We start from the raw sequence: 4,230 nt of genomic DNA, 5'->3' as shown, positions 1-4,230 counted from the left end.
ATTCGGGATACGCGGCGCGAACCGGAACCCAAGCAGATGACATAGCGCGAACACATGGTCGGAGACGCCCCCGCCATCGACGTGATGCTCTTCGATGTGCAGATCGGCGCCGTGGTGGAGCAGCCCGTCGAGCACCTGTGCCGCCTCGCTCGCCGAAGCGGAGATAACTGTGGAATGGAACGGCGCGTAGCGATCCGAGACGTGGCTGTAAAAGGAGACAGCCGGCTCTGTCCCCTTGTGCGGATTGACTGCGCCGGTTGCCTGGGCGCGGCGGTCGAGCGGAAAGTTCTGACCGTCTGAGCTGGACGAGGTGCCGGACCCGAACAGCGCGGCCAGCGGCGCGGTGTGTTGGGCGTCGACAAGCCGGGCGAGCGCGCGACCGTAGGTTTCCTCGCGCAGATGCCACGAGGCGAGCCAACCGAGTTGGCGCTGGGTCACGAGATTGCAGGCTTCCGCCATGCGCGTATGGCCCAGATTGGTGGCATCGGCGAGCACCGCCGTGAGGATCGCACGTGGTTCATCCGCGGCACGGCCACTTTGCAGATGCGTGAAGCACTGGCTGAACCCGGTCCATCGATCGACTTCGGCAAGAAGGTCGGTGATGCGGATCGCGGGCAGATGCGCATAGAGCGGCGCAAGGGCGGTATCGGATTCCTCGGGAGTAATCGCCTTCAAGGGCGAAATCCGCAGCCTGCCCAAGCTGAGCTGCACGTCTTCCAGCGCGTCCGTCTCCGCCTTTCGCTCGACCTCGGCCAATCGACGGGCGAGGCGGGCGCGTCGTTCGGCCAGCCAGTTATCGGCCGTATCCGGTGCCGGTATCGGCAAGGGGCCGGCCGCGCGCATGTTGGCGAATACGGGGGCAGGAATGAGTTGCTGCTCGACAGCACGATAGCGTCGGCTTCCCTCGACCCACATGTCGCCGGCGCGAAGCCGGTCGCGAAGCTCGACCAGCACGCACAATTCATAGATCCTGCGATCGGGAATGCCGGTGCCGATCGCCCGACGCCAAGCTTGCCGGATGAAGCCGACTGGCGTGCCTGCAGGCAATTTGCGCAGATGACCAAAATGAAGGTCGCGCATGATCGCGACCGCTCGCGCGAGCGCATGGCAGGCTGGCACCGCCCCGAATGTGAACGAGGCGATGAACGAGGGACCGACCTGTCGGAGGACGGGGTAATTGGTCGCGGCGACCGCGACGGGATCGACCGAATCGGGGCGGATCAGCTTGCGGGCTTCATCGACCTCGCGGCCGAGATCATTCCATCCGATCGCTGCCTCGACCGCAGCGCCGATATCGCCACCTGATATCTTGGCGGCGAGCAAGGCAGCGCCGAGTTGGGCAAGCAGCCGGATTTTGCCGTTGATGGTGCGCCGGTTGCGCTTGAGTGTCGTGTCCGCGCTGTTCTGTTCGCGCCGGAACATCTGCCCAAGCAGGCGATCGAACATCAGCACCGCATCGTCGGTGAGGGTAACGATGGTTTCGAGGATGGTCGCCACCAATGTGGCGCGACGCCGCGTCGCTTGCAGCGTCCGAACATGTTGCGCGGTCAGCCGCACGCCTTCCTGGCACAGGCGTCGGAGGCGCTCGGGATGGACGCCTACGGCGATATCCGGATCGATCCCGATGGCCCGAAGCAGTGTCAGTCGCTCGATGATGGCGGCGAATGTCTTTCGGCCGGGCTTGCCGGGTGACTGCCGCACCCAGGCCAGATCGCTCAAGTTCGTGCCTGTGTGGGGCAGGAGAAGCGCATCGAGCAGCCGGCGCTGTCGAGCATCGAGTCCTCGGGTCAGATGCTCGGCGACATGGCGTTCGGCATCGAGCAACGCCTGTGCGACCATCCGCTCGACCGAACTGATGCCCGGCACAATGATGCGCCGTCGCCGGCACTCATCCAGCATCACGCGCGCCAGCCTAGCCCCGCTGGTCGTCGTCAGCGCGATCGGCAGGAGCCATTCCTGCAACGTCGTTCGCAGCGGCCGACTGAGCGGCATGAAGCCGAATGCATCGCGCAGTGCATCGAGCTGTTCGTACCGGGTCGGGCCGCGCGTCGCGTAGTCGGCCAGCACCTCGGGTCCGACCTGCAATTGCTCTGCGACGAACGCGAGCGGCGTATCAGGGATCAGTTCACCGGGTCGCAGGAAACGGCCAGGATAGCGCAGCGCGCAAAGCTGGATCGCGAAACCCAGCCGGTTATGCGGTCGCCTCCGGCGGACGATGATGGCCAAGTCGTCCCGGCTCAATGTCCAGTGCTGGACGAGCAGGGTTTCGTCGTCGGGAAGCGCGAGCAACGCCGCGCGTTGCTCGTCCGACAGGACGGCGCGACGCGGCATCGGCTTAGACCTTGGCCGGTGCGGTCCAGCCGATCCGGGCAAGCGTGCCGAGAAGGGTCGAACGCGGCACCTTGAAGGTCCGGCAGACGGACGCCTTGCTGGCCCCGCCATCCAGCGCGGCGGTGATCCGCTCGAGCGTTTCGGCGTCGATCATCGGCGGGCGGCCACCTTGGCGTCCCCGGCGTTTGGCAGCAGCCAGTCCCGCCATCACCCGTTCGCGCGTGAGCGCACGCTCATATTGTGCCAATGCACCGAACAGCGAGAACAGCAATTCGCCGTGCGGCGTGGTCGTATCCATCTGCTCGGTCAGCGACCGGAACGCGATGCCGCGCGCCTTCAGATCGGTGACGATCGTCAGCAGGTGCGGCAGCGAGCGTCCGAGCCGGTCGAGCTTCCACACGATCAGTGTGTCGCCCGCGTTCAGATAGTCGAGGCAGGCTTTCAGGCCTGGTCGGTCGTCGCGCGCGCCGGATGCCTTGTCGGTATGGAGATGCCGATGATCGACCCCGGTTGCGACGAGCGCGTCCCGCTGGAGATCGACCGTTTGGCGGTCATCGGTCGTTGACACCCGCATATATCCGACCAGCATGTACGACAAACCCTCGAAAGCATGTTTTCGAACACCCTATCAAAGCGACAGGGTTTGTCGATCGTTATGGGCTGAGGCGGGTATGGTTCGGCAAAAGCGCAGGTCCGGAGCGTCGCCTATCACCTGTTTGCCGTCACGCGTCTGCTGTCCGTATGGACGCAAGTAGAAGGCACGCTGATGCCGCAAGAAGCACCAGGTCCTTCAACAGGAACTGTCCGGTTCCGGCCGAAATCGCCGGGAACCCGCCAGCGGTCGGCTCGGCGACGCCAGGCGTGCTCAGGAAAAACGTCAGTGTCACGGCATAAGTCAGGCATGACATCGCCGCGCCGAGAGCGGAGGCCGTCTTGTTGAAAGCACCGATAATCAGCGCAGCGGCCGTCGCGAGCTCGACGGTGCCTATAAAATAGCTTCCACCCTGCACCCCAAAAACGGCCGGAATCCAGCTCATGATCGGACTGTTCTTCATCAATGGCGCGATGCCCATCGCTTCATAGCTCGTGAATTTCATGCAACCGAACCAGAGAAAGATGACCACCAGCGCCCAGCGCAGCAACGCGAGAGACCCGCGAGAGCCGGTCGTCTTTTCAGCTATGTGTAATGTCGAAAACATGGTGCCTCGCTTTCATCATGGCGCATGACCTGCCTTCATGCTTAGACAGGCGTGATATATGCGCTGCGCATACACTATACGCCGTCAATGAATGAGGCAACCCTTTGAACGTACTCTCGGACCGGCTCGTCAATCTGTTCGGCGCCCTCGCAGTGGGCATCACCGATCGAATTAAGAAGGCGGCATTCGACCCGACGATACCCGGCGGTGGCGAAACCACCGCGGCGATCGTCGTCATCGGTCACGCGACCGGTCTTTCGATCGACGAATTAGGACGGGTGCTAGGCTTGTCCCACGCGGGGACGGTGCGGCTTGTCGATCGATTGGTTGCAGCCGGGTTCGCCGTTCGATCCAAAGCGCTACGGGACCGTCGTGCAGTAGCGCTGATGCTCACTGAGGCAGGCGAGACTCGCCTATCTGCGATCCTGCAACGAAGAAACGAGACTTTATCCGAAATCCTTAGCCATGTCTCGAATGCTGACCGCCTCGTGCTGGAACGTATTGCCGAGACAATACTTGCGCAGATGTCTGACGACGCTGTCTCGGCGCTGACGATATGCCGGCTCTGCGACGAGAGGCGATGCTACAACTGTCCGATGGATGCCTTTGGAATGCTGGAGTCGTCGACGCATAGAGTCGACCCATAAGTGCGCGCAGAGACGCTTAGCGTATATCTGTGCCCGTTCTATGTCCTGACCCC

At 63.1% G+C, this 4,230-nt stretch carries 4 protein-coding genes; 1 reads left to right on the top strand and 3 read right to left on the bottom strand.

Going from position 1 to position 4,230, the window contains the following annotated elements; all coding sequences use genetic code 11:
* The 3 genes from AC0QC4_RS16600 to AC0QC4_RS16590 form a co-directional block, all read right to left on the bottom strand.
* Positions 1-2,331: Tn3-like element ISMpo10 family transposase (locus AC0QC4_RS16600; RefSeq protein WP_483661202.1), on the bottom strand; the 2,331-nt coding region annotated here is incomplete at its 3' end.
* A gap of 4 nt (positions 2,332-2,335) precedes the next feature.
* Entirely contained in the window at positions 2,336-2,920 is a 585-nt protein-coding gene (locus AC0QC4_RS16595; protein WP_010339849.1) for a recombinase family protein, read from the bottom strand.
* 133 nt (positions 2,921-3,053) lie between these two features.
* Positions 3,054-3,530, bottom strand: coding sequence for a YkgB family protein (locus tag AC0QC4_RS16590; protein WP_010339850.1), 477 nt, complete (start codon positions 3,528-3,530; stop codon positions 3,054-3,056).
* A 104-nt stretch (positions 3,531-3,634) separates the two neighbouring features.
* On the opposite strand from AC0QC4_RS16590, the gene AC0QC4_RS16585 reads away from it, so the two are divergent.
* Complete coding sequence (locus AC0QC4_RS16585) at positions 3,635-4,177, top strand: MarR family winged helix-turn-helix transcriptional regulator (protein WP_010339851.1); 543 nt, start codon at positions 3,635-3,637, stop codon at positions 4,175-4,177.
* Positions 4,178-4,230: the final 53 nt, after the last annotated feature.

This window comes from Sphingomonas sp. jy18, assembly GCF_056931895.1.
Note: the sequence above shows the minus strand (reverse complement) of the source record. Positions and strands in the feature narration are given on the sequence as shown.

What these genes read in the sequence shown, in the direction of transcription:
- AC0QC4_RS16590 (WP_010339850.1), bottom strand. Translation starts at nt 3,530, where the DNA reads ATGTTTTCGACATTACACATAGCTGAAAAGACGACCGGCTCTCGCGGG.
- AC0QC4_RS16595 (WP_010339849.1), bottom strand. Translation starts at nt 2,920, where the DNA reads ATGCTGGTCGGATATATGCGGGTGTCAACGACCGATGACCGCCAAACG.